Annotated in this window: 19 protein-coding genes; 17 read left to right on the top strand and 2 right to left on the bottom strand. The window is 47.6% G+C overall.

Annotation, left to right across the window (positions count from 1 at the left end; genetic code table 11):
• The first annotated feature begins 33 nt into the window (after positions 1 to 33).
• The gene (gene hisD, locus ACYZZ0_RS18135; protein WP_461538061.1) at positions 34 to 1,350 is read left to right on the top strand and encodes a histidinol dehydrogenase; all 1,317 of its coding nucleotides are present in this window, start codon (positions 34 to 36) and stop codon (positions 1,348 to 1,350) included.
• A 75-nt stretch (positions 1,351 to 1,425) separates the two neighbouring features.
• Entirely contained in the window at positions 1,426 to 1,866 is a 441-nt protein-coding gene (locus ACYZZ0_RS18130) for a YiiD C-terminal domain-containing protein (RefSeq protein WP_461538060.1), read from the top strand.
• A 62-nt stretch (positions 1,867 to 1,928) separates the two neighbouring features.
• Here the strand turns inward: ACYZZ0_RS18130 and ACYZZ0_RS18125 are convergent, their stop codons facing one another.
• A complete protein-coding gene (locus tag ACYZZ0_RS18125; protein ID WP_461538059.1) occupies positions 1,929 to 3,005 on the bottom strand; it encodes a S1C family serine protease in 1,077 nt (358 codons plus the stop codon).
• A gap of 138 nt (positions 3,006 to 3,143) precedes the next feature.
• On the opposite strand from ACYZZ0_RS18125, the gene ACYZZ0_RS18120 reads away from it, so the two are divergent.
• The 10 genes from ACYZZ0_RS18120 (at position 3,144) to tdh (ending at position 16,288) form a co-directional block, all read left to right on the top strand.
• Positions 3,144 to 3,905, top strand: coding sequence for a Nif3-like dinuclear metal center hexameric protein (locus ACYZZ0_RS18120; protein WP_461538058.1), 762 nt, complete (start codon positions 3,144 to 3,146; stop codon positions 3,903 to 3,905).
• Positions 3,906 to 4,105: 200 nt separating this feature from the next.
• A complete protein-coding gene (gene cysD, locus ACYZZ0_RS18115) occupies positions 4,106 to 5,050 on the top strand; it encodes a sulfate adenylyltransferase subunit CysD (protein WP_461538057.1) in 945 nt (314 codons plus the stop codon).
• A 58-nt stretch (positions 5,051 to 5,108) separates the two neighbouring features.
• The gene (gene cysN / locus ACYZZ0_RS18110) at positions 5,109 to 6,713 is read left to right on the top strand and encodes a sulfate adenylyltransferase subunit CysN (RefSeq protein WP_461538056.1); all 1,605 of its coding nucleotides are present in this window, start codon (positions 5,109 to 5,111) and stop codon (positions 6,711 to 6,713) included.
• A 221-nt stretch (positions 6,714 to 6,934) separates the two neighbouring features.
• Positions 6,935 to 7,690: a hypothetical protein gene (locus tag ACYZZ0_RS18105; protein WP_461538055.1), complete on the top strand. Its 756-nt coding sequence runs from the start codon at positions 6,935 to 6,937 to the stop codon at positions 7,688 to 7,690.
• 17 nt (positions 7,691 to 7,707) lie between these two features.
• A complete protein-coding gene (locus ACYZZ0_RS18100) occupies positions 7,708 to 8,847 on the top strand; it encodes a M48 family metalloprotease (protein WP_461538054.1) in 1,140 nt (379 codons plus the stop codon).
• Positions 8,847 to 9,407 (top strand): hypothetical protein, encoded by a 561-nt coding sequence (locus ACYZZ0_RS18095; RefSeq protein WP_461538053.1) that lies wholly within the window; start codon positions 8,847 to 8,849, stop codon positions 9,405 to 9,407. The genes ACYZZ0_RS18100 and ACYZZ0_RS18095 overlap by 1 nt, the downstream gene beginning before the upstream one ends.
• Before the next feature lie 86 nt (positions 9,408 to 9,493).
• Positions 9,494 to 10,885, top strand: coding sequence for a cryptochrome/photolyase family protein (locus ACYZZ0_RS18090; RefSeq protein WP_461538051.1), 1,392 nt, complete (start codon positions 9,494 to 9,496; stop codon positions 10,883 to 10,885).
• Positions 10,886 to 10,982: 97 nt separating this feature from the next.
• Positions 10,983 to 13,388 carry a hypothetical protein gene (locus tag ACYZZ0_RS18085; RefSeq protein ID WP_461538050.1) on the top strand — a complete coding sequence of 802 codons (2,406 nt, stop codon included), beginning with the start codon at positions 10,983 to 10,985 and terminating at the stop codon, positions 13,386 to 13,388.
• 401 nt (positions 13,389 to 13,789) lie between these two features.
• Entirely contained in the window at positions 13,790 to 14,986 is a 1,197-nt protein-coding gene (locus ACYZZ0_RS18080; RefSeq protein ID WP_461538049.1) for a glycine C-acetyltransferase, read from the top strand.
• Between the two features lie 279 nt (positions 14,987 to 15,265).
• Entirely contained in the window at positions 15,266 to 16,288 is a 1,023-nt protein-coding gene (tdh, locus tag ACYZZ0_RS18075; RefSeq protein WP_461538048.1) for an L-threonine 3-dehydrogenase, read from the top strand.
• Positions 16,289 to 16,331: 43 nt separating this feature from the next.
• On the opposite strand, the gene folE is transcribed toward tdh, so the two are convergent.
• Positions 16,332 to 16,886 (bottom strand): GTP cyclohydrolase I FolE, encoded by a 555-nt coding sequence (gene folE / locus ACYZZ0_RS18070; RefSeq protein ID WP_461538047.1) that lies wholly within the window; start codon positions 16,884 to 16,886, stop codon positions 16,332 to 16,334.
• A gap of 309 nt (positions 16,887 to 17,195) precedes the next feature.
• Between folE and ACYZZ0_RS18065 the strand changes: the two genes are divergently transcribed.
• The 5 genes from ACYZZ0_RS18065 (at position 17,196) to ACYZZ0_RS18045 (ending at position 23,902) form a co-directional block, all read left to right on the top strand.
• Positions 17,196 to 18,221, top strand: coding sequence for an amino acid ABC transporter substrate-binding protein (locus ACYZZ0_RS18065; RefSeq protein WP_461538046.1), 1,026 nt, complete (start codon positions 17,196 to 17,198; stop codon positions 18,219 to 18,221).
• 123 nt (positions 18,222 to 18,344) lie between these two features.
• On the top strand, positions 18,345 to 19,532 hold the full coding sequence (locus ACYZZ0_RS18060) for an amino acid ABC transporter permease (protein WP_461538045.1): 1,188 nt from the start codon (positions 18,345 to 18,347) through the stop codon (positions 19,530 to 19,532).
• An 11-nt stretch (positions 19,533 to 19,543) separates the two neighbouring features.
• The gene (locus ACYZZ0_RS18055) at positions 19,544 to 20,638 is read left to right on the top strand and encodes an amino acid ABC transporter permease (protein ID WP_461538044.1); all 1,095 of its coding nucleotides are present in this window, start codon (positions 19,544 to 19,546) and stop codon (positions 20,636 to 20,638) included.
• A gap of 56 nt (positions 20,639 to 20,694) precedes the next feature.
• Positions 20,695 to 21,423, top strand: a complete 729-nt coding sequence (locus tag ACYZZ0_RS18050; RefSeq protein WP_461538115.1) for an amino acid ABC transporter ATP-binding protein — start codon at positions 20,695 to 20,697, stop codon at positions 21,421 to 21,423.
• A gap of 445 nt (positions 21,424 to 21,868) precedes the next feature.
• Complete coding sequence (locus ACYZZ0_RS18045) at positions 21,869 to 23,902, top strand: polysaccharide biosynthesis protein (RefSeq protein ID WP_461538043.1); 2,034 nt, start codon at positions 21,869 to 21,871, stop codon at positions 23,900 to 23,902.
• Positions 23,903 to 23,936: the final 34 nt, after the last annotated feature.

Raw genomic sequence — 23,936 nt, 5'->3', positions numbered from 1 at the left:
GATTTCGGATAACAACTGCAGGAGTGACAGGCTATGAGTGAAGTGGCCGCTGAGCCCCAGCGACTTGAAAGTTCTGATGCCCGGTTCTGGCAACAGTTGAACCAACTACTGGCGTGGGAGTCTGTATCTGATCATCAGGTGCAGGATCAGGTAACAGCCATAATTACGGCTATTGTCCAGCAGGGTGATAAGGCTCTGCTGGATTACACGGCACGGTTTGATCGCTTCAGAGTTGATTCTGTACAGGCTCTGAAAATAACCGAAGAACGGCTTGAGTCCGCGTTGAATAAAATCAGTTTTGAGCAACGTGAAGCGCTGGAAAAAGCTGCGTCACGTATTCGCCAGTATCACGAGAAGCAAAAGCAGACATCCTGGCAATATACGGAAGACGATGGCACGGTACTGGGGCAAAAAGTCACACCGCTGGACCGTGTCGGGCTTTATGTGCCGGGAGGTCAGGCTGCTTATCCCTCTTCCGTGATGATGAATGCCATTCCTGCCAAGGTGGCAGGCGTTAATGAAGTTGTGATGGTGGTTCCGGCCCCTGACGGTGAACTGAATGATATGGTGTTGGCAGCTGCCAGAGTTGCTGGTGTGGATACCATTTTCACTATTGGCGGTGCGCAGGCTGTAGCGGCACTGGCCTATGGTACAGAAACTGTGCCCCGGGTGGATAAAATCGTCGGTCCCGGCAATATCTATGTTGCTACGGCGAAACGACAGGTGTTTGGTCAGGTCGGAATAGACATGATTGCCGGTCCTTCCGAAATACTGGTTGTCTGCGATGGCAAAACCGATCCTGACTGGGTTGCCATGGATCTGTTTTCCCAGGCTGAACATGACGAAGATGCGCAGGCGATTTTAATCTCTCAAGATGGTGATTTCTTGGATCAGGTGCAGCGTAGTATTGAACGCCTGCTGCCGTCCATGGAGCGTAAAGATATTATTGCCGCCTCCATGAGCCGCCGTGGTGCCCTGATCAAGGTGAACAGCAAGGAAGAAGCATTGGCTGTGATTAACCGTATCGCACCCGAGCATGTGGAGTTGTCGGTTGAAAACCCGGAAAGCTGGCTGGATGGTGTACGGCATGCCGGAGCTATCTTTATGGGACGGTATACGGCTGAAGCGCTGGGTGATTACTGTGCAGGGCCCAACCATGTCTTGCCAACATCAGGTACTGCGCGTTTTTCATCACCGTTGGGGGTTTATGACTTCCAGAAGAAAAGTTCGATTATTCACTTTGCTCCAGATGGCGCCTCGGAAATGGGCAAGGTGGCTTCAGTGCTGGCCCGAGGTGAGTCATTGACAGCCCATGCCCGGTCAGCTGAATATCGAATTATTTCTGAATAATTTGTTGTCCTGCTCTGAGTGCCGGGAAACTCCGGCATTCACGTAATAACAATAAAAACAACAAGAGAGCATTCTATGTCTGCTGAATTTGTCAGAAAATTGGTGGAAGAAGGCATTCCGTTTGTTGAGCGATGCGGAATCAAGCTTTTGGCTTCCGAGCCGGGTAAAACCCGACTGGAAATTCCGCTGGAACCCAATCTGAATCATATCGGTACTATGTATGCCGGAGCTCAGTTCACATTGGGTGAACTTCCCGGTGGTGTGCTGTGCATGACCAGCTTTGATATGACACGCTACTTTCCGATTGTGAAAGAGATGACGATTCAGTTTCTCAAGCCCGCTACAACTGCGCTTACCTGTGAAGTGTCTTTATCTGCTGAAGAAATTGAGCGGATTGGTTCAGAAGCGAAAGCTAATGGCAAATCAGAATTTACGCTATCAGCAGAACTCAAAAATACCGAGGGTGAAGTGGTGAGTGTGACAACCGGTCACTATCAGCTGCGTCAGAGGAAATAATTAATATTCCGGAAGTTCTGCAGGTAAAAGTGTTTTGTCTTTTACCTGCAGGGTTATCTGATTTACTGAACTACATTGGGACGAACGGATACAACAAGTTCGACTTCTCTTTTTTCTCCATCCCGTAATACCTGCATGTTTATCTTGTCACCGGGCATCTGCAGAGCAACACGATTCATGACCTTGCGGGGATCTCCTGCTCCCTGACCATTAATGGAAAGGATAACATCTCCACGATGCAGGCCTGCCTGGCTGGCCGGTGTATCCGGATAAACCCGGGCAATAATAATGCCATCAGTTGGAGAAACTCCCAGCGCTTTGGCCAGATCAGGCGTTATCGGCTGGGATTCAATCCCCAGCCAGCCACGAATAACCCGACCCTCACTGATAATGGACTCAAGCACATAGCGGGCAAGATTGGACGGGATGGCAAAGCCAAGCCCCTGACTGCCACCATCCCGTGACAGCAGAGCCGTGCTGATACCGATCAGGTTACCACGAGCATCGACCAGAGCACCGCCGGAGTTACCGGGGTTAATAGCTGCATCGGTCTGAATAAAGTCTTCATAGGTATTCAGGCGAAGTTCTCTTCCCCGGGCACTGACAATGCCTTGAGTCACTGTCTGTCCCAGTCGGAAAGGGTTACCAATCGCAAGTACCACATCACCGGTACGCATCGGGTCTGAATTTGCAAGCGGAAGGACCGGGGCGTCACTGAGGTTGATTTTAAGTACGGCCAGATCAGTTTCGGCATCAATGCCCACGATGGTGGCACTGGTTTCACGGCCATCTTTCAGAGCTACCAGAATCTGACCGGCACGGTTAACAACATGGTTGTTGGTCAGAATGTAGCCATCTTCCTTGACGATAACGCCGGAACCCAGGCTGGCGGGAGGACGATACTCTTGATAACGGCTGGATGATGGTGGCCGCTGTGAATAAAGGCTGACAACTGCAGGCGATGCCCGGTCAACGGCATCACGCCAGGACACAACATCGCCCTGGGGGGCTGCCGGAATCTGGCTTGCCAGATAATTCCTCAGTGGCGCTGAAAACTCGGGAACCAATAGCAGTAACAGAAAGCCGACTACCAGTCCTGCCAGTGCAGGCATGCCAATATATGTTAAAAATTTCTTCATATCCCTCTGCCAATGCAGTAATGGAAATCCAACGCTTTCACTGATAAATCGCTAGCGCTCAGTTGGGGCGGAGGCGAATAACGCTGATTGGTATAATATCAGCCGCTGAAACGATTCAAACCGGGATTCAAGATAAACATGGCAATTTCTCTGAGTGAACTGATTCAAAAACTCGACACAACACTCGAGTCGGACCGCTACCGCGACTACTGCCCGAACGGTTTACAGGTTGAAGGCAAGTCAGAAATCAAACGGCTGGTTACGGGGGTGACAGCCTGTCAGTCACTGATTGATGCCGCGGTTGAGCAGCAAGCCGACGCGATTCTGGTGCACCATGGTTATTTCTGGAAAGGGGAAGATGCTGCCATTGCCGGAATGAAACGCCGCCGGATTCAGAAACTGCTGCAACATGATATCAGCCTGATTGCATATCACCTGCCGCTGGATGCTCACCAGACCATGGGTAATAACGCCAGACTGGCAGATATCCTTGGCTGGAAAATTACCGGGCCTCTGGAACCCCAGAATCGCCAGAATATTGGCTTTGAAGGTGAGCTGGATAAGCCTGTTGCTCTGGCTGATTTTGGAAAGCAGATTGCTTCAGGATTGAACCGGGAGCCGCTGTTAATTGCCGGTGGAGAACATCCGGTGAAACGTATTGCCTGGTGTACGGGTGGCGCTCAGGATTATATCGACCATGCACTGGCACTGGGCGTGGATGCCTTTATCAGTGGTGAAATTTCAGAGCGGACGGTTCACACGGCCAGAGAGTGTGGCATTCATTATATTGCTGCCGGGCATCATGCTACAGAAAGGTATGGGGTTCAGGCTGTCGGTGACTGGCTGGCTGCTGACTGTGGTATTGAGCATCTGTTTATTGATATTGATAACCCGGTCTAAGGTAAATAGCCTCTAACTAATGCACCCGGAGAATAGTGCTTCGGGTGATATTGTTATGCAAAATTATTATATTTAATCGTGTTCTTATAATAATTTCCCGCTGATATAGTGCCTTGTAAATAGTTCCGTCCATTGAAAAAGCCTGTATTAAAAGAAGCTTTTTCAGTGGACTTCATAAGATTAAAAGACAAGACACTGCCATGCCTGCTGAACATTCCTCTGAAGCTGCCTCGACAGCTTCCAGTGCGGTACAGACGCATCTCAAGCAACTGGAAGCCGAGAGTATTCATATTATCCGTGAAGTTGCGGCCGAGTTTGATAACCCGGTGATGCTGTACTCCATTGGTAAGGATTCAGCAGTGATGTTGCATCTGGCAATGAAAGCGTTTTACCCGGGCAAACCGCCGTTTCCGCTGCTGCATGTGGATACCACCTGGAAGTTCCGGGAAATGATCGAGTTTCGTGACAAGCGGGTTGAAGAGCTGGGGCTTGAGTTGCTGGTACATACCAACCCCGACGGTGTGGAACAGGGTGTTGGCCCCTTTACCCATGGCAGTGCCAAACATACCGATGTCATGAAAACCGCGGCGCTGAAACAGGCACTGAACAAGTACGGTTTTGATGCAGCCTTTGGTGGAGCCCGCCGCGATGAAGAAAAGTCACGGGCTAAAGAACGGGTTTATTCTTTCCGTGATCGTAATCATCGCTGGGATCCTAAAAACCAGCGTCCGGAACTGTGGAATGTCTATAACGGTAAAGTTGAAAAAGGCGAGAGTATTCGTGTATTCCCGCTGTCCAACTGGACCGAGCTGGATATCTGGCAATACATCTACCTTGAGCAGATTCCAATTGTCCCCCTGTACTTTTCCCAGCAACGCCCGGTAGTTGAGCGTGATGGCACTCTGATTATGGTTGACGATGACCGGATGCCATTGGCTGAAGATGAACAGCCGGAAATGAAATCAGTACGGTTCAGAACACTGGGCTGTTATCCACTAACAGGTGCCGTGGAATCAGAAGCGAATACCCTGCCGGAAATTATTCAGGAGATGCTGCTGACCAAAACATCCGAACGACAGGGGCGAGTTATTGATCATGACAGTGCCGGCTCAATGGAAAAGAAAAAGCAGGAAGGTTACTTCTGACCCTTCGCTCATTTCATCAGTTTTTAAAATTTAAGAAACAGTTTCGGAGCCTAAAGAAATGAGTCATCAGTCTGAATTGATTGAGAAGGATATAGAAGCCTATCTGTATCAGCATGAGCAGAAAGATCTGCTGCGACTGCTGACCTGCGGCAGTGTCGATGACGGCAAAAGTACCCTGATCGGTCGTCTGCTGCACGACAGTAAAATGATTTATGAGGACCAGCTGGCAGCGGTTACCAACGATAGTCGCAAGTCCGGTACCCAGGGCGATAATGTTGATCTGGCGCTGCTGGTGGATGGCCTGCAGGCCGAACGTGAGCAGGGCATTACCATTGACGTTGCCTATCGCTATTTTTCTACCGAGCAACGGAAATTTATTATTGCCGACACCCCGGGGCATGAGCAGTACACCCGGAATATGGCCACCGGTGCATCGACCTGTGATTTAGCGGTTATTCTGATTGACGCCCGTCATGGCCTGATGACCCAGACCCGCCGTCATACCTTTATTGCCTCCCTGTTGGGTATTCGCCATATTCTGGTTGCTGTGAACAAGATGGATCTGGTGGCGTTTTCCAAAGACCGTTTTGAAGAGATTCGGAATGACTACCTCGACTTTGCTGAGAAGCTGTCGCTGGGAGATGTGAAGTTTGTGCCGATCTCTGCGCTTGATGGCGATAATGTGGTCAGCCCCAGTGAAAATACGCCCTGGTATGAGGGCCCGACGCTGATGAATATTCTGGAAACTGTGCAGATCAGCTCCGATCGTAATCTCGCAGATTTCCGTTTGCCTGTGCAGTATGTAAACCGGCCTAATCTGAACTTTCGAGGTTTTGCCGGAACCATCGCTTCCGGTGAAGTGAAACCCGGAGATGAAGTGATGGTGCTGCCATCACGCAAAACCAGCCGGGTTGATAGCATTGTTACCTACGATGGTAATCTCGACATTGCAGCTGCAGGTCAGGCCGTGACACTTACGCTGGAAGATGAAATCGATATCAGTCGTGGTGATATGCTGGTGCACCCTCATAACCCGCCACAACTCAGTCGTGACCTGAATGCAAAGCTGGTGTGGATGGCTGAAGAAGCCATGAAACCGGGCAAACAGTACACCATCAAGGCCGGATCACTGATGGCCAGTGGAACGGTTTCTGCCATCCAGTACCGGATTGATGTTAATACCCTTGAACAAACAGAAGCAGATCAACTGCAGCTGAATGAAATTGCTCAGTGCAGTTTGAGTCTTGATCGGCCACTGCCTTTTGATGCCTATAAAAATAACCGGGCGACTGGAGCCTTTATTGTTATTGACCGTTTGACCAATGCAACGGTTGCGGCAGGTATGCTGCAGGATGCAGAAACTGAAGATACTGCTGTATTACCCGTGACTCAGGCTGAACGAAAGGCTCGGCTTGGACATAGTGGCGCAATTATAAGTATTACTGGAAATCTTGCCGAAGAGCGGTCTTTGAAACTGGAGCGTCAGCTTTTCAATCGGGGTGGGTTGAGTGTTGTTATCAAACCTGACGAAATCGACCAGGCATATACATTAAAAAATGCTGGCTTGCTGGTAGTTGTCTCAGGTGATGTTAAGGCTGATTACGTTTTTGCTTCGGATGGTGCTCTTGCTTTGGAGGATCTACTGAGCGCAGTGTTTGATTAAGTTATAGCAATATCTGGCGATCTTTCTAAAAGCCGAAACAGATATTCTGTTTCGGCTTCTTTGATTGTAACTTTTACGACAATTGTCAGTAACTTTTCAAAACACTTACATAGCACTGTATTTTTACTCTAAGATGTGGGGCTTGTCTGTAATCAGGAAAAGACCTTTGGGGTTGGTCGTACTGTTACAGAATAGTGCTCAAAACAATAATGGAGTAGATAATGCGCATATTGCAGGCCGCCGCGCTGGTTGCGGGACTGATAGTGCTTTCAGGCTGTGTGTCGACAGTCAATAATGATGTTCATCATGCCTATGATAAAAAAGAAGTCGGGAAAGAGTCAGGTTTAGCCTTTGATACTCATGATTCTCAACCTGCTGAAGCCAGTATCACGAAAGTACTGATCCTGCCTGCTGATATCAGAATCAGTGAGCTGGGAATGACCGCTGTGGAAGAAGTACCTGAGTGGTCAGCAGAGGGTAAAAAACTCGTTAATAGTGAAATCAAGTCTTACATCAAGAACAATCTGAATAATGTTGAAATCGTTGTACCTCCGGTTTTCTCCAAGCAAAGTCAGGATCAGGTAGATCAGCATGTTGCCCTGTATGATGTTGTTGCCGGTAATTCGCTTTCAATCCGAAATATAGAAGCCTTTAAGGAAGAGCTGAAGAAGCCGGATGACACGTTAGGCAAGGGGCTTAAATTCCTGAAACAGGAAACCGGAGCTGACCAGGTGTTACTGGTGTCTGGTGTTGATCTTATTTCCAGTGAAGAAAGGGTTGCCAGTATGGTTGTTGCTGCAGCATTTGGTGTGGTAATACCTGGAGGTGTAACTGTACTGAATACTGGCTTGATTGATATTGAAACAGGCGATGTTGTCTGGACCAATACTGCCCTTAGTACCAGTCTTAGTCTGAAAAAACAGTCGGGTGCCCGGGATATGGTTTCAGAAACACTGGGACAGTTTCCGAAGCTGTAATCCAACAGGGAAACACTATGAAAAAGAAACTGTTTCCTCTTTTACCTGCTCTGATTCTCTCGGGATGCGTCACCAGTAATATCAAACCCTATACTGGCGATGGCCCGATTGAAGCCGTTGGGGAAGAGAATCGTCTTTGGCATGCCGCCGAACGTTTCGAACAACAGCTTGAGAAAGGTGACAGGCTTGAGGGCGATGCGGCGATGCAGGCATACCTTCAGGGTATTATGGATCGTTTGTATCCTGAGTTTAAAGGCAGTATTCGGGTATATATTCTGAAACAGCCGATTTTGAATGCCTTTGCATTGCCGAACGGTGGTGTATATGTGAACACCGGGCTGATTGCTGCAATGGAGAATGAAGCACAGCTGGCTGCAGTGTTGGCGCACGAAGGTGTTCACTTTATAAACAAGCATTCGGCAAAGCAGCGCAAGGTTAATCAGCTGTCCTCAGCACTTGCCATGGCTGGTGCGCTTGCGGGTGGACCTTTGCTGGCAACGCTGGGTCTTGCTACCACGGTAACGGGCTATTCCAGGGATCTTGAGCGAGAGGCTGATACTGAAGGCTACAAGCGTCTGATTGCCGCTGGTTATGATCCTGCACAGTCATATGCTGCATTTGAGGCCATGGCGAGGGAAGCAAAGGCCAGTGACGCCGAATCGCCACTGTTCTTTTCTTCTCACCCCAAGCTGCAGGAGCGAATCAAAAGCTTCAAGGCTCTAAGTGAAAACGCAGTTGCTTCGACGCCTCGGGATATCAATGCGAGTGCTTATCAGGATTATGTCGTTGATTTAAGACAGCAGGTACTGATCGACAAGCTCGAGACCGGGCGGTTCAATGAGATTATTGCAACCTTTGAAGCTCCGTCACAAAAGGCTCTTTATCCAGAAGTAGATCTCTTCTATCTGGCCGAGGCCCACCGGCTTCGTAATGAAGAAGGTGATCTTGATGAGGCCAAAAAGGTTTATCGCTCGCTGCTTTCAAGTTACGAAACATTTCCCTTGCCCTATAAATCTTTAGGGCTTCTCAGTTTGAAAGAAAAAAACTATCCGGAAGCAGGCAATCTGCTGAGGCAGTATTTGGTGCTGGCACCAAAAGCTGCAGATGCTGCATTCGTGCAGCAATATCTGGATATGATTGATAAGGCAACAAATTAATGAATATCAATAAGTTAAAATATGGATTTCTGGCAGCACTGATTCTGCTGCTGAGCGGTTGTGCCAGCTGGTCGGTAGTGAAGAAGTCAGAGCTGGTCAGTAAGGATGGCTCTTTTAAAGTACAGGCACCCATTGGTTGGGTTATGGGGCCGGTTAATAACAAGGGTATATTGCTGACCGAGGAAGGACCCGGCCTGCACCGGATTATCATGAACCGTGTAGACCACAAGAATGCTTTTAAGAGCATAGAAAAGTCCAGTTCACCTGATTTGTTGCCAACAGAGCTGGCGGATTACTATCTGGCTGAGTTCAAGAAGACTCATGAAGGTGTGGAAGTGAAGAAGCTCGAACTTCAGCCGGCTATGCTCGCAGGAGAGGCGGGCTTCCGGATGAAACTGCAGGTAGTAACTCCCAAAGGCCTGAAACTCAATACTCTGGCGTATGGCTTGAGCCGGGAGAATGGTTTTTATGAACTGTCTTACAGTGCTCCCGAGCTGCATTACTATGACCGGGATCTGGAAATCTTTGAGAAAATCGTAGGTAGCTTCGAAACCCTGTAACAAAAGCAGGATATTGACTTGTACTCCGGTAGTTTTTCAGTGAACCTTTACTGAAAAGGACAAAACTACCGGAATACAGTCTGATCATGAGTTATTACACTTCACTGGTCTGGTTTCGTCAGGATTTACGCACTGAAGACAACCCGGCATTACAGGCTGGGTGTCAAAAAGGACGTGTTCTGGCGGTCTACATTCTGGATGATGAAGAGACTTCATGGTCTATGGGTGGAGCCAGCAAAGTCTGGTTGCACCGTGCCTTGCAGGATCTTGATAAATCCCTGCACGGAAACCTTCTCTGCCTTCAAGGCAAGGCTGCCAGTTTGATTCCCGAGCTGGTAAGGCAATACAAGATCAAATCTGTCTTCTGGAACCGTTGCTATGAACCCTGGCGTATCCATCGTGATACCCAATTAAAATCCAGCCTGCGTAATCAAGGTGTTGAAGTAGAGAGCTTCAATGGTTCCCTGCTTTGGGAGCCTTGGGAAGTTCTCAAAAAGGATCAGACGCCTTATCGAGTATTTACCCCGTTTTATCGTAAAGGATGTCTTGCTGCGGCAGCACCGAGAATGCCATTGCCTGCCCCTGAGTCCCTCAATCTGATTACACCTGATAAACAGGAATCTGTTGAGCAGTTAAATCTGCTGCCGAAAATCAATTGGTATCAGCCCATGTTGCAACACTGGGATATCAGCGAGCAGGGAGCATCTAGACAACTGGAACACTTTCTTGAGAGTGGCCTTCAGAATTATAAGGCTGGCAGGGACTTTCCGGCAATGAAGTCTGTTTCCAGACTCTCGCCCTATTTGCATTTTGGCCTGATTTCACCTCATCAGGTCTGGCATCAATCGCAGATGAACGGAATGTCTGACCAGTTGGAAAAACAGCTGGATCACTTTCAATCAGAATTAGGCTGGCGTGAGTTTTCATATTATCTGCTGTATCACTTTCCGACGCTACCTGAGAAAAATTTTCAGTCCAAGTTTGATAGCTTCCCCTGGCGTAAAGATGATGAAGCATTACAGAAATGGAAAAATGGGCAGACCGGCTATCCCATCATTGATGCGGGAATGAGAGAACTTTGGCAAACCGGTTATATGCATAACCGGGTCAGAATGATTGTAGCCTCGTTTCTAATCAAGAATCTTATGATTGACTGGCGTGAAGGGGCTCAGTGGTTTTGGGATACCTTGTTTGATGCGGATCTTGCTAATAACAGTGCGAGTTGGCAGTGGGTTGCAGGCTGTGGTGCAGATGCGGCGCCTTATTTTCGTATTTTTAACCCGGTAACCCAGAGTAAAAAATTTGATCCAGATGGGGAATATATTCGTCATTTTGTTCCTGAACTTTCAGGTTGCTCAGCACGGGTGCTTCATGCCCCCTGGGAATCATCAGAAGCTAACTTGATTGATTACCCGCAGCCTATGGTGGATTTAAAGTCCTCACGTAAAGATGCACTGGAGGCTTTCAGGGATCTTTAAACATTAAAAGCATATTCCTTCTGGATTGATCTATATTCTTATTCGGATTATCTGCATTAATATTTTATGATCTATGTTCCAGAAGGGGGGTGTGTTCGTGCACAACAACAAACACTATTATCACTTTTCTATATGCCTTTTTCGCCCTCTTCTTTTTTGTACTTTATTTATATCAAAAACACTGCCTGCATTAATGACCTACAATACTGCGCCATTATATTTATATAAGACACATCCAGGCTCTGAATTTGATATTGTCCACTCAGAATTAATATCTGGATCTTATGATCAAGATGTCATGCTGATAAGCGACCGGCTATCCTCATCACTTCCAGAAGGTATACGGCATAATATTGATAGGCATGCACAGCACGTAAAGGTTCTTCTTCGTTTTCCCATGGAAGGTAGGAAGCCTCAATGTGTTTTTGTTATCGTGGAAAAACGAGGAAAAAAGAAGAACCCAAAAAGTTGTTATGAAATTTTTCAGGTTTCGAATACTGATAAATGGCATGAGATCAGCAGGCTTCCTGAGCCAAGTCAGGATTTGATTGTATCAAGTCTGGTTCTTGATGCAGCGTCTAGTGCTGAGTTATTTCTGGTAGATTTGATATCTGTGCCTTCCAAATACCTTGATGTACTTGATCAGGAATGTAGTTCGAGGTTCTTGATACATTTAAAACAGAAAAGCCTATCTCTGGATGATTACACATCTAAGCAGTTACCTTCATCGCTTAAAGAAAAACTGAAGAACACCTTTTGCTCTTATAATGCATTTTCAAACATTCAAGGTGTTATGAGGGGCAAGAGAAGCTCTGATAGTTTGTTGCCTGGTAAGCTGCATATCTCTAGTGCGGTAGATATACCTGGTTGGAACCCGTTGTACACATCTACATCGGATCATGACAGTGCAGGTAGTTCGGGACGGGGGTCGCTTTCTCGTGAGCGTAAACCTGTATGGCCGCAAAGGCTTCGAGCTAACAGTGGTGATCCAGATACAACGTCTCTATCCGGATATTGCTCTTCAATAGGTTCTGATCGCCATTTGTCAGGTAGTGGCGATTTTCATAGTAGCAGGGCTTCTGTAGCCAGTAGTGACTGTAGCTCCGTTCGAGTGGCTACAGGTTTTGATAATCAAAGTGCTGTTTTGGGGAGCAGAATTGTTCCACCTGAAATGGCTCTTTCTGGAGATTCGGGCACGGTTCATACAACATTTTCCGTGATGGCCCCTCCTTTATACGGCTCTGCTCAGAACATTGGTTGTGCAGTATCTCTGCTTGATGTAAGACGACAGTCTAATTCTGAAATGATTGATGGTTTCTGTAAAGAACAGGTTGAAGTAACACGTGATGAATATGTGGATATGAAAGCTGGTACAGCGAGTTTTGAGATTCCTCCAGGTTGCTTGGACCATACAGTTGATATGCATTCAAAAACTATGGCACCGCACTCAAAGGGGGCTGCATACAAAGATTTTGAAAACAAACAGTGCAGAACAGATCTCAGAGTGTATTTGCCAAAAATAATTCACCGGCATGTAAGGCGAATGAGTGAGGAAGAATTCGATCGCTGTCTAGAACATATTTCTTCAATAATGAAAGTTATGTGTCGGCGAGGTGTTATGCCAAGAGCATACACGTCCAGGATGTTCGCTAGTTTGCAGCATCTTGACGACTGGGATCACCCTGTACATGTTGCAGCATTCGAATCGTTGAGCTTTGTCTTGAGGCTCGGTAGCGGGTGGGGGTGTGTTAATCCAGGATATGCTTCAGTTGTAGTTGATGTTGCTACATATATGTCATCAATAAGTCAAGATTACTGGCTTTATCCCTATCAAGGCTCCACTGAGCTGCATAGCCGTTTTGATAGTGTGAGACGAGCATTGGAAAAGTTTAATACTCCTGTGGAGGATACTGTTTACTCAGCAGTTATTCGTCCAGATGAAGCGGTAGATGAGTTTAAGAAATTGTGTCGTTCAATATCAAGGATATTGGGTGAGTATTTTATGGATGTATTTTGTCGTCAGATAGAACACTACTCTCAGTATCCGCCTAGTGTAGCAAAGCTGCAGTCATACGGGCTTTCTAGCGAAGAAGATATGTATGATTCTACAGCTGGAGATATTCATCACATAGCGAAAGTTATTGGCCTGCTATCGCAGGGTATGGTTGATGCTTTCGATGAAGGCATGCCGCCTCCTATATACAAAGTTCTGATTGGTCTGATTAGGAAAGGTGAAAGTTTTCTGGTGGATGCTAACTGTGTGTTTAGTGCGGGAGAGCTATCTTGTGCATTGTCTAAAATCCAGTCTGAGGCTGGTAGTAGCACTAAATTTAAAGCATGTGTGAAACAAGTATTGATAGAAGCACAGCATTATTCGGTAAAACATTATTCTACTGTCGATTATACAGGTAATTGTTTTAAAAAGTCTGATACAGTTGATGCACTGCATAACGTAATGAAATTCCTTGGAGATAGATTTATTTCAATTTCTCGGGGAGGCTGATCAGACCTTTGTTATATATGCTCTTTGTCATCGACGTGAAGTACAAAGCAAAATCAGCTCGCCTAGAGGTGAGCTAATAGATTTCCCAGATGTTGTTGGTGTTCGATCCCGTATGCCATTTTTGATTGGCCAGTTTTAAGCTATAACAGTGAAAGATAGCTGCATTAGTATCATCCAGCAGCTTTTCTAGTATGCTCATTCCACGGTCTTTAGTGATATAAACCTGCGAAGTCGAAAAAATATGATCCGTGTCCATTTATTTACAGGGCAAGGCTGAATTACACTATGCAGCGTTTTGAAGTGCCTGTCCGAAGCCCCGAAAACTGCTGACTATTCCGGCAGCCAAGGCGCACATTCCGTGCTGTTGTGGCAGGCTATTAGTTGTATTTGCCGGAGGCAAAATGAAAGAGTCTTTCTACACCGAACTGCAGGAAAAGCTGGAACAGCTGAAGGTTGACGGGCTGTATAAGGAAGAGCGTGTAATCACCTCCCAGCAGCAGGCTGATATTGCGGTTCAGAGCGGCGAGCATGTACTGAATTTCTGCGCCAACAACTACCTGGGGCTGGCTAACCACCCTGAGCTGATTCGCGAAGGTCAGGTATCTCTGGATCGCTACGGCTACGGTATGGCTTCTGTACGTTTTATCTGTGGTACTCAGGATGTACACAAGAAGCTGGAAGAAAAAATCTCCAGCTTCCTGGGAATGGAAGACACAATTCTGTACTCCTCCTGCTTCGATGCTAACGCTGGTCTGTTTGAAACCCTGTTGGGGCCTGAAGATGCGATTATCAGTGATGCCCTGAACCACGCCAGCATCATCGACGGTGTGCGTCTGTGTAAAGCCAAGCGTTTCCGTTATGCCAACAATGATATGGCGGCTTTGGAAGAGCAGCTGAAAGCCGCTGATGAAGCCGGAGCTCGCACCAAACTGATCGTTACCGATGGTGTGTTCTCCATGGATGGTATTATTGCCAACCTGAAGGGCGTCTGTGATCTGGCTGACCAGTACGGTGCACTGGTTATGGTTGACGATTCTCACGCTGTTGGCTTTATCGGTGATAAAGGCCGTGGTACTCACGAGCACTGTGGTGTAATGGACCGTGTGGACATCATCACCGGTACTCTGGGTAAGGCGCTGGGTGGTGCTTCCGGCGGCTTCACTGCTGCTAAAAAGGAAGTTGTTGACTGGCTGCGTAACCGCTCCCGTCCGTACCTGTTCTCCAATACTCTGGCTCCGACCATTGCCGGTGCATCCATCAAGGTACTGGAGATGCTGGAAGAAGGTGACGAGATGCGCGCCAAGCTGCGTGAAAACAGCAAGTTCTTCCGTGAAGAGATGACCAAGCTGGGCTTTGAACTGGCAGGTGCTGACCACGCAATTATTCCGGTTATGCTGGGTGATGCATCTCTGGCCAAGAAATTTGCTGACATGATGCTGAAAGAAGGTATCTACGTCATCGGTTTCTCCTTCCCGGTAGTACCGCAGGGTCAGGCGCGTATCCGTACCCAGATGTCTGCTGCACATGACCGTGAGCATGTGGAAAAAGCTATCGCTGCCTTTGCCAAGGTTGGCCGCGAGCTGGGTATTATCAGCTAAGGTATTCAGACCAAGGCAATAAAGCCGGGCTTTTAACAGTCCGGTTTTATTTATCTTCTTTCCGCTCTTCTTTCACTCTATCCCCATACCCAAGCCAAGTTTGCGTTTTAGCCTCCATTTCATACCCTTAGTAATTATCTGTCTGATTTTGTGCCGTGGCCTCTGTAAATAACCTTTGTAACACGGTCTGACGATATATTTCCGGCATCAGATAGACGGCAGCCTTTGTTTTTTGCCGGTGCCGGGTGTCTGGGTTCTGTTCACTGACTGGAAGATTCAATGAAAACTCTGGCCAAGCTGAAACCCGAAATGGGTATCTGGATCGATGACAAGCCAACACCGGAAGTTGGTCATAATGACGTACTGATAAAAATCACCAAAACCGCCATCTGTGGCACTGATATCCATATCTACAACTGGGATGACTGGGCCCAGCAAACCTTTCCTGTCGGTATGACCGCAGGTCATGAGTTTGTCGGTGAAATCGTCGAGATGGGAGCCGGTGTAAAAGGATTAAATGAAGGCCAGCGGGTGTCCGGCGAAGGACATGTTACCTGCGGCCACTGTCGTAATTGTCGGGCTGGGCGGCGTCACCTTTGTAATCATACCGTTGGCGTAGGTGTGAACAGAGCGGGAGCCTTTGCTGAGTACTTGTCGATTCCTGCAGTGAATGTATTTCCGATACCTGATGATATCAGTGATGATCAGGCGTCTATTTTTGACCCTTATGGTAATGCTGTGCATACCGCGCTTTCCTTTGATCTGGTTGGAGAGGATGTGCTGATTACCGGTGCTGGTCCCATTGGCATTATGGCAGTCGCTATTGCCCGCCATGTAGGTGCCCGCCATGTGGTGATCACAGATGTGAACAACTACAGGCTGGACCTGGCTAAACAGATGGGAGCAACTGCGGTTGTTAATGTGGCACGTGAATCACTTGATGATGTGATGGTCGGTCTGGGGATGCAGGAAGGTTTTGATGTGGGACTGGAAATGTCCGGTAACGGGCAAGCCTTTCAACAGATGCTGGCCAATATGAACCATGGCGGTAAAGTCGCTCTGCTGGGTATTCCTTCCAGTGACACTACCATCGACTGGAATCATGTGATTTTCAAGGGGTTACAAATCAAGGGTATCTATGGCCGGGAAATGTTTGAAACCTGGTACAAGATGACCAGTATGTTGCAGTCCGGACTTAAACTGGATCCGGTTATTACCCACCGTTTTCCCGTGGACGACTATGCTGAGGCCTTTGAAGTGATGCGGGGCGGGCGGTCAGGAAAGGTTATTCTGGAATGGTAAATCATGATCTGCCACACAGGCTGGTGTGGCAGATCGATACCGTTTATCGGCTGATGAAATTCAGGAATTCCTGACGGCTGGATAGAGAAGTCCGGAACTGGCCCAGCATGACAGAAGAAGTCATGGAAGAGTTCTGCTTCTCAACACCACGCATCATCATGCACAGGTGCTTGGCTTCAATCACAACGGCGACACCACGGGCATTGGTAACATCCTGAACCGCTTCGGCAATCTGACGGGTCAGGTTTTCCTGAATCTGCAGGCGGCGGGCGAACATATCGGTAATGCGGGCAAATTTGGACAGCCCCAGTACCTTGCCGCTGGGGAAGTAGCCGATGTGGCACTTTCCGATAAAGGGCAGCATATGGTGTTCGCACAGGGAGTAGAGCTCTACATCCTTGACCACGACCATTTCTTCATTGTCGGATTCAAATACTGCGCCGTTAACAATCTCTTCCAGAGTCTGGTGATAGCCTCGGGTCAGGAATTCCATTGCCTTGCCGGCCCGCTCCGGAGTGCCGCGCAGGCCGTCACGGTTCGGGTCTTCCCCCAGGGTTTCAATAATGCCCCGGTAATGTCCGGTCAGGATTTCGGTCATCTGTTTCAACGTCTTATAGCCGATGGATACTGCAAAAGCGGCAGTGTAACAAAAGGGAAGGGGCTGAACCAACCTGTGATTACTGTCCGGAATATCTGTTGTTATCTGTGCATAAAGCAGCAGTACTACTCAGGAATAATGCGGTCTGGAAGGCTTCTTTGTTGATTGCAATCAGCAAAATAATCGGGTTAAGGTAGGGCCTCAGGTATGCAGTCTTAATTGGATTTTGCCTCCTCTCTCTTCGACTGTTGTCTGAAACAATTATAAAAATACGCAGTATAAAAATAAGAATATTCAAGGATCGTAGTCATGAGAAAAGCCACGGGGCTGGCGGCAGCGCTGGCACTTACCACCTCTTTTTCAGTGATTTCTTCGGCTCAGGCTGCTTCAACTCTGGAATCCGTGCAGGAGCGCGGCTATCTGCAATGTGGTGTAAACACAGGTCTACCCGGCTTTTCCAGCCCTGATGACAAAGGTAACTGGAAAGGTATGGATGTAGATACCTGTCGGGCTGTTGCTGCAGCAACACTGGGGGATGCTGACAAGGTCAAATTCATTCCACTCACCGCCAAAGAGCGATTCACAGCACTACAATCGGGGGAAATTGATGTGCTGTCCCGCAATACCACCTGGACGCTGACCCGGGATTCATCGCTGGGTCTGAACTTTGCTGGTGTGAATTATTACGATGGTCAGGGCTTTCTGGTATCAAAAAATCTGGGGGTGAAGAGCGCGCTTGAGCTGGATGGTGCAACGGTTTGTATCCAGGCCGGTACAACCAGCGAGCTGAACCTGGCGGATTACTTTCGTCAGCACAAGATGGAGTATCAGCCGGTGGTGTTCGACACTTCAGATCAGACCATTAGCGGGTTTGAGGCGGGTCGCTGCGACATGCTGACTTCGGACCAGTCCCAGCTGTATGCACTGCGTATCAAACTGAAAAAGCCGGATTCGGCAATGGTACTGCCTGAAGTCATTTCCAAAGAGCCGCTCGGACCGGTTGTGCGTCAAGGGGATGACCAGTGGTTCAATATCGTGAAATGGAGCCTGTTTGCCCAGTTGAATGCTGAGGAAATGGGGCTGACTTCTGCCAATATCGACAGCCAGAAAAAGTCTGACAATCCGGCTGTAGGCCGCTTTATTGGTAAGGAAGGTATTAAGGGCAAGGGCCTCGGACTGGCCGATGACTGGGCTTACCAGATTGTGAAGCAGGTCGGTAACTATGGCGAAATATTTGAGCGTAATGTTGGTGAAGGTTCACCGCTGAAGATTGCACGCGGCATCAATGCCCTGTGGAATCAGGGTGGTATCCAGTACGCGCCGCCGATTCGCTAAGTCATACGGTATTGCAGCCCGGACAGCCTTACATAATCAGCTTGTCCGGGCTGTCTTCACATTAGAATAACATCCTCTTTAGCTGTACCTGTGCTGATAGAGCACAGGTAACAGGAGTCTGTCATGCAGGAAAAGCATACAATGCCCGCTCCTGCCCGCCACTATTTCTGGAATGACCCGGACAAGCGGGCCCTTGTTTTTCAAATTATTGTCACGGTTGCCATTCTCGGGCTGGCTTTTGTGGTGGTTGAGAACACCCTGAGTAATCTTGAGAAGCGCGGTATTACTACCGGTTTTGATTTTCTCAGTCAGGAATCAGGTTTTGGCATTATCCAGAGTCTGGTTGAATATGACGAAACCCATAGTTTTGGCAAAACCTTTATTGTCGGTTTGCTGAATACCATTCTGGTTTCAGTGCTGGGTATTATTCTGGCGACAGTGGTTGGCTTTCTGGTCGGTGTCGGGCGACTGTCCAATAACTGGCTGGTGGCCCGTGTCTGCGGTGCCTATGTTGAAATCTTCCGTAATATCCCGCTGCTGCTACAGATTCTGTTCTGGTACTTTGCTGTTCTTAGAACGTTGCCGTCACCCCGTCAGAGTCTTGATCTGTACGATACGTTCTTTCTGAATATCCGTGGCCTTTATATTCCTGCTCCAATATTTCAGGAAGGAGCTATCTGGATTGGTGTGGCACTGTTGCTGGCCATAGCTTCCGTTTGGGTAATCAAACGCTGGGCAGAGCAGCGTCAGCTGGCAAGCGGAAAAACCTTCCCGGTATTTTATACCGCTGCTGTTATTGTCATTGGCTTGCCATTACTGGCCTGGTTTATGACGGGGCAACCGGTTCACTGGGAAGTTCCCGCACTGAAAGGATTTAACTTCCGCGGTGGCTATGCCGTTATTCCCGAGCTGTGTGCCTTGCTGATTGCCCTGACACTGTATACCGCTTCATATATTGCAGAGAATGTGCGCTCCGGTATTGAGGCCGTAAACAAAGGTCAGACGGAAGCCGCTTTTGCACTGGGCCTTCCCAAAAGCCGTACCATGCAGCTGGTTATTATTCCCCAGGCGATGCGAGTCATTATTCCGCCGCTGGCCAGCCAGTATATGAACCTGATTAAAAACTCTTCATTGGCGACGGCTGTCGGTTATCCGGATCTGGTTGCGGTGTTTGCCGGCACCACGCTGAACCAGACTGGTCAGGCGGTAGAAATCATTCTGATCACGATGTCGGTTTACCTGTTGATGAGTCTGCTGGTATCGCTGTTGATGAATATGTTTAACAAGAAAATGGCTCTGGCCGAGCGATAAGGGGGATAGACATGATTGTTAATGAAAATCCTGTTGCTGCCCGGCCTGCTCCGGCTTCAAACAGGGGCATCTGGGGCTGGATGAGGCAGAAGTTGTTTTCCTCTCCTGCCAATACCGTACTGACCGTGGTGACTGGGTGGTTGCTATATATCGGTCTGACACCGGTTATCAGTTGGAGTTTTATCGAAGCAGACTGGTTTGGTTCTGATCGCAGTGCCTGTGATGGTGGTGCCTGCTGGGTATTTATAACGGCTCGAATAGAACAGTTTATCTACGGCTTCTATCCGGAGGATCTGCGCTGGCGGGTCGATCTGGTGTTTCTGCAAACAGGGCTGTTATTGCTGTGGTTAATGCCTCAGTCGATGCCGGGGAAAAAATGGGGGGTGATTTATGCCCTGTCGATATTCCCGATTTCCAGCTTCTTTCTTCTGAGCGGTGGACTGGGACTGGAAATGGTTGACACCCATAAATGGGGTGGCCTGATGTTGACTCTGGTGCTGGCACTGGTTGGCATTGTTGCGGCTTTGCCTTTCGGTGTGCTGCTGGCGCTGGGGCGGCGTTCAGAGATGCCGGTGATCCGGTTTTTCTGCACCACATTTATTGAAGTCTGGCGTGGCGTTCCGCTGATCACTGTACTGTTTATGGCGTCGGTTATGCTGCCGCTGTTTGTGCCTGAGGAAGTCGTATTCGACAAGCTGGTGCGGGCCTTGATCGGTATCGTAATGTTTCAGTCTGCCTATATGGCTGAAGTTGTAAGGGGCGGATTGCAGGCGATTCCCAGAGGGCAGTATGAGGCAGCAGCAGCAATGGGGCTGGGATACTGGAAAATGATGCGTTTGGTTATCCTGCCTCAGGCACTGAAAATGGTTATCCCCGGTATCGTGAATACCTTTATTGCCCTGTTCAAGGATACCAGTCTGGTGCTTATTATCGGGCTGTTTGATTTGCTTGCCATTGTTCAGGCTGGTTTGGCTGACCCTAAATGGTTGGGCTTTGCGATTGAGGGCTATGTGTTTGCCGGGTTTGTATTCTGGTTCTTCTGCTTTAGCATGTCCCGTTACAGCCAGTCGCTGGAGAAGCGGCTTAATACCGGCCACAAGGCATAAGGAACATAATGATGACAAGTGTAAATAATGCCGAAATGGCGGGTTCAGATTCAGCCATGATTGAGCTGCGCAAGCTGAATAAATGGTATGGAGATTTCCATGTACTGCGTGATATCGATCTGACTGTTCGTAAGGGCGAGAGAATAGTTATCTGCGGCCCCTCAGGGTCCGGCAAATCAACCATGATTCGCTGTATCAACCGGCTGGAAGAGCATCAGCAGGGCGACATTATTATTAATGGTCGGGAAATGACCAATGACCTGAAGGATATCGAGCAGGTTCGAATGGAAGTGGGGATGGTTTTTCAGCACTTTAACCTGTTTCCCCACCTGACGGTGCTGGAGAACTGTACGCTGGCACCAATCTGGGTTCGAAAACAGCCTCGCAAGGAAGCTGAAGCCATTGCCATGCAGTATCTGGAGCGGGTCCGCATTCCCGACCAGGCTGATAAGTACCCGGGCCAGCTCTCCGGTGGGCAGCAGCAGCGGGTAGCGATTGCTCGCAGTCTCTGTATGAACCCCCAAGTGATGCTGTTTGATGAGCCGACATCTGCGCTGGATCCGGAAATGATCAAGGAGGTGCTGGATGTTATGGTTGAGTTGGCAAACGAGGGTATGACAATGCTCTGTGTGACCCATGAGATGGGCTTTGCCAAGACAGTGGCTGACCGGGTGATCTTTATGGATGAGGGACAGATTGTTGAGGAAAATGAGCCTGAAAGTTTCTTCAACAATCCCCAGTCTGAACGAACTAAGCTTTTCCTCAGCCAGATTCTGCAGCACTAATCTGGGCCTTAAATCCTGTACCATGTTGATGATTCTGACTGGTGCAGGACCTCCCTCTCATTAGATAGTTTCTCTTTACTGATGCAACACCTCAAAATAAGCATTCGGTAATGCTATCTATGACATAGTCTAGAAATAGCTGCTGTATATTAAAAAATATTGACACTTCTGGAAATATTATTTGAAGCAAGCAAGAATCAATTTCTACTTGCCTTTATGGCTGAAAAAGGATTTCTTTTAGAAGGGAAAGTTCATCTTTTTCGGGGTAGTGGCAGAAAGATAACAGGATTAGTTTGAACTATAGTTTTGGCCTGTGTTCAAAGTCGTATTGTTGGCCATTGTGTATAAGTACCGTTGTCAAATACGGGCAAGATAGTTGTAGTGTATTAAAGTCTTAACTCAATAGAATTTTAGTGTGGCTGGCTACTGAGTATAGAAAATATATATGAGAGACTACTTCAAGGCATTGCCAAGAAACGCAAAGCGAGTGATAGCTCTTCTGTGTGATATCTGCATTGTCTTCTTTTGTCTTTGGCTAGCGCTCTATCTCCGTTTAGACCCAGAGAGATTTCTTGAACCAATACAAGATTATGGTGTTCTTTTTCTTCTTGCCCCCGTCATTGCAATACCTGTATTTATTAAGCTCGGATTGTACCAAGCTGTATTGAGATATATTGGTTCATGGACAATTGCAGCTATAGTGCAATCTTCCTTTTTTGCTGCAATTGGGTTGGTGATTGCAGTTTTCTTTATTTCTCCTGAGATCAGATTCCCCCGTACGGCTGCCTTTCTTTATGGAGTATTTCTGATTATTTCGATGCTCGGTGTCAGGTTTTTGGCTCAAAGCTGGCTGTTGGGACAAATCAATGCTCACTGGTTACCGGCTTTCGTGCGCAAAATGTTCATTCCACAGCAAGAGTGGGGTAAGCCTGTTCTTATTTATGGCGCGGGTGACGCTGGGATACAGTTAATGGCTGCTCTCGATAAAGGACGTGAGTTTAGACCTGTTGGCTTCATCGATTCCAATCCTCAACTTTGTGGTCAGGTTATTGAAAAACGGCATGTCTTTGCAGACACCGATGTTCTTCATGCACTAAAAAGGACAATGGCACAGGAGATACTACTTGCGATTCCAGGCAGCCACTCCAAACGTCACAGGGTCATTTGTGAACTGGAGCAGTATGAAATTCCAATCCGAAGTATGCCCTGCTTGATGGATATTGCTAGTGGTCGCTTAAAAATAGATGCAATTCAGGAGGTTGATACAGCAGATATTCTGGGTCGCAAAGAGGTCAACCCTATTCCTGAACTGCTTGATGCCTGTATCTTGAATAAAGTTGTAATGGTGACTGGTGCGGGTGGCTCTATAGGGTCGGAATTATGCCGTCAGATTTTGCAGATTGGACCTAAAGTCCTCGTTCTTTTTGAACACTCTGAATATAACCTCTATGAAATTGAAAAAGAGCTTACTGCTATAGAGCAGCACTTAAATATTAAAATTCGAATTATTCCCGTTCTTGGCTCAGTAAATGATGCCCAGCGGTTGCTAGATATCATGATTACTTATTGTGTTGAAACAGTCTATCACGCTGCAGCGTATAAGCATGTGCCTATAGTAGAACACAATCTGTCCCAAGGGCTGCGAAATAATGTAATAGGGACTCTCTATGCTGCCCAAGCTGCCATCATTGCAAAAGTCGATAAATTTGTTCTGATTTCTACTGATAAGGCCGTTCGGCCTGCAAATGTTATGGGGGCTTCAAAAAGGTTGGCTGAAATGGTACTGCAGGCACTGAATGAACAGAAAGAAGTCAAACTGTTTCACTCTCGGGAGTTTTATCCAAACAGTGGGAACTGTACAGTCGAAAATAACACTTGTTTCAGTATGGTACGTTTTGGAAATGTTCTGGGGTCAAGTGGATCTGTTATTCCTTTATTTCGTGAGCAAATCAGGTCGGGTGGTCCTGTTACGGTTACTCACAAGGATATTACCCGCTACTTCATGACAATTCGGGAAGCTGCTTCTCTGGTGATTCAGGCTGGTAGTATGGGTAAAGGAGGGGATGTCTTTGTGCTGGATATGGGAGATCCTGTAAAAATTGATACGCTTGCCAAGCGAATGATCACTCTATCCGGATTCAGTGTTCGGGATGAATTCGATCTGGATGGTGATATTGATATTGTTTATACCGGACTGAGACCTGGTGAAAAGCTGTTTGAAGAGCTTCTGATAGGTCAGGAAATCTCCTATACCGAACACCCAAAGGTCTGTCAGGCAAAAGAAGAAATGATTCCCTGGGATACATTGATGTTTGTTCTGGATGAGCTGTTATGCTCAATTCAGGAGCATGATTACAGCAGAACTCACCGACTGCTTTTAAAATACGTGAATGGATTTCAATCGAATACAGTTCTGGTCGACTGGCTTCACCCGGAGCTTATTAAAAAGCTGGGAATAGAAATTACAGATCAAAGTTGATAAATCTTCAGAAATAAAAAAAACGTCTGGTTTT

Origin of the sequence: Spongorhabdus nitratireducens (assembly GCA_947387575.1) — a bacterium.
GTDB lineage: Bacteria > Pseudomonadota > Gammaproteobacteria > Pseudomonadales > Endozoicomonadaceae > CANDOC01.
The sequence above is the reverse complement of the archived record's forward strand: the minus strand, read 5'-3'. Positions and strand labels throughout refer to the sequence as shown.

Excerpts from the sequence above, each read along its gene's own strand:
- ACYZZ0_RS18060 (WP_461538045.1), top strand. The coding sequence starts at position 18,345 with ATGCAGGAAAAGCATACAATGCCCGCTCCTGCCCGCCACTATTTCTGG.
- tdh (WP_461538048.1), top strand. The coding sequence starts at position 15,266 with ATGAAAACTCTGGCCAAGCTGAAACCCGAAATGGGTATCTGGATCGAT.
- ACYZZ0_RS18055 (WP_461538044.1), top strand. The coding sequence starts at position 19,544 with ATGATTGTTAATGAAAATCCTGTTGCTGCCCGGCCTGCTCCGGCTTCA.
- ACYZZ0_RS18065 (WP_461538046.1), top strand. The coding sequence starts at position 17,196 with ATGAGAAAAGCCACGGGGCTGGCGGCAGCGCTGGCACTTACCACCTCT.
- ACYZZ0_RS18120 (WP_461538058.1), top strand. The coding sequence starts at position 3,144 with ATGGCAATTTCTCTGAGTGAACTGATTCAAAAACTCGACACAACACTC.
- ACYZZ0_RS18095 (WP_461538053.1), top strand. The coding sequence starts at position 8,847 with ATGAATATCAATAAGTTAAAATATGGATTTCTGGCAGCACTGATTCTG.
- ACYZZ0_RS18105 (WP_461538055.1), top strand. The coding sequence starts at position 6,935 with ATGCGCATATTGCAGGCCGCCGCGCTGGTTGCGGGACTGATAGTGCTT.
- ACYZZ0_RS18100 (WP_461538054.1), top strand. The coding sequence starts at position 7,708 with ATGAAAAAGAAACTGTTTCCTCTTTTACCTGCTCTGATTCTCTCGGGA.
- ACYZZ0_RS18090 (WP_461538051.1), top strand. The coding sequence starts at position 9,494 with ATGAGTTATTACACTTCACTGGTCTGGTTTCGTCAGGATTTACGCACT.
- cysD (WP_461538057.1), top strand. The coding sequence starts at position 4,106 with ATGCCTGCTGAACATTCCTCTGAAGCTGCCTCGACAGCTTCCAGTGCG.
- ACYZZ0_RS18080 (WP_461538049.1), top strand. The coding sequence starts at position 13,790 with ATGAAAGAGTCTTTCTACACCGAACTGCAGGAAAAGCTGGAACAGCTG.
- hisD (WP_461538061.1), top strand. The coding sequence starts at position 34 with ATGAGTGAAGTGGCCGCTGAGCCCCAGCGACTTGAAAGTTCTGATGCC.
- ACYZZ0_RS18045 (WP_461538043.1), top strand. The coding sequence starts at position 21,869 with ATGAGAGACTACTTCAAGGCATTGCCAAGAAACGCAAAGCGAGTGATA.
- ACYZZ0_RS18125 (WP_461538059.1), bottom strand. The coding sequence starts at position 3,005 with ATGAAGAAATTTTTAACATATATTGGCATGCCTGCACTGGCAGGACTG.
- ACYZZ0_RS18130 (WP_461538060.1), top strand. The coding sequence starts at position 1,426 with ATGTCTGCTGAATTTGTCAGAAAATTGGTGGAAGAAGGCATTCCGTTT.
- cysN (WP_461538056.1), top strand. The coding sequence starts at position 5,109 with ATGAGTCATCAGTCTGAATTGATTGAGAAGGATATAGAAGCCTATCTG.
- folE (WP_461538047.1), bottom strand. The coding sequence starts at position 16,886 with ATGACCGAAATCCTGACCGGACATTACCGGGGCATTATTGAAACCCTG.
- ACYZZ0_RS18050 (WP_461538115.1), top strand. The coding sequence starts at position 20,695 with ATGATTGAGCTGCGCAAGCTGAATAAATGGTATGGAGATTTCCATGTA.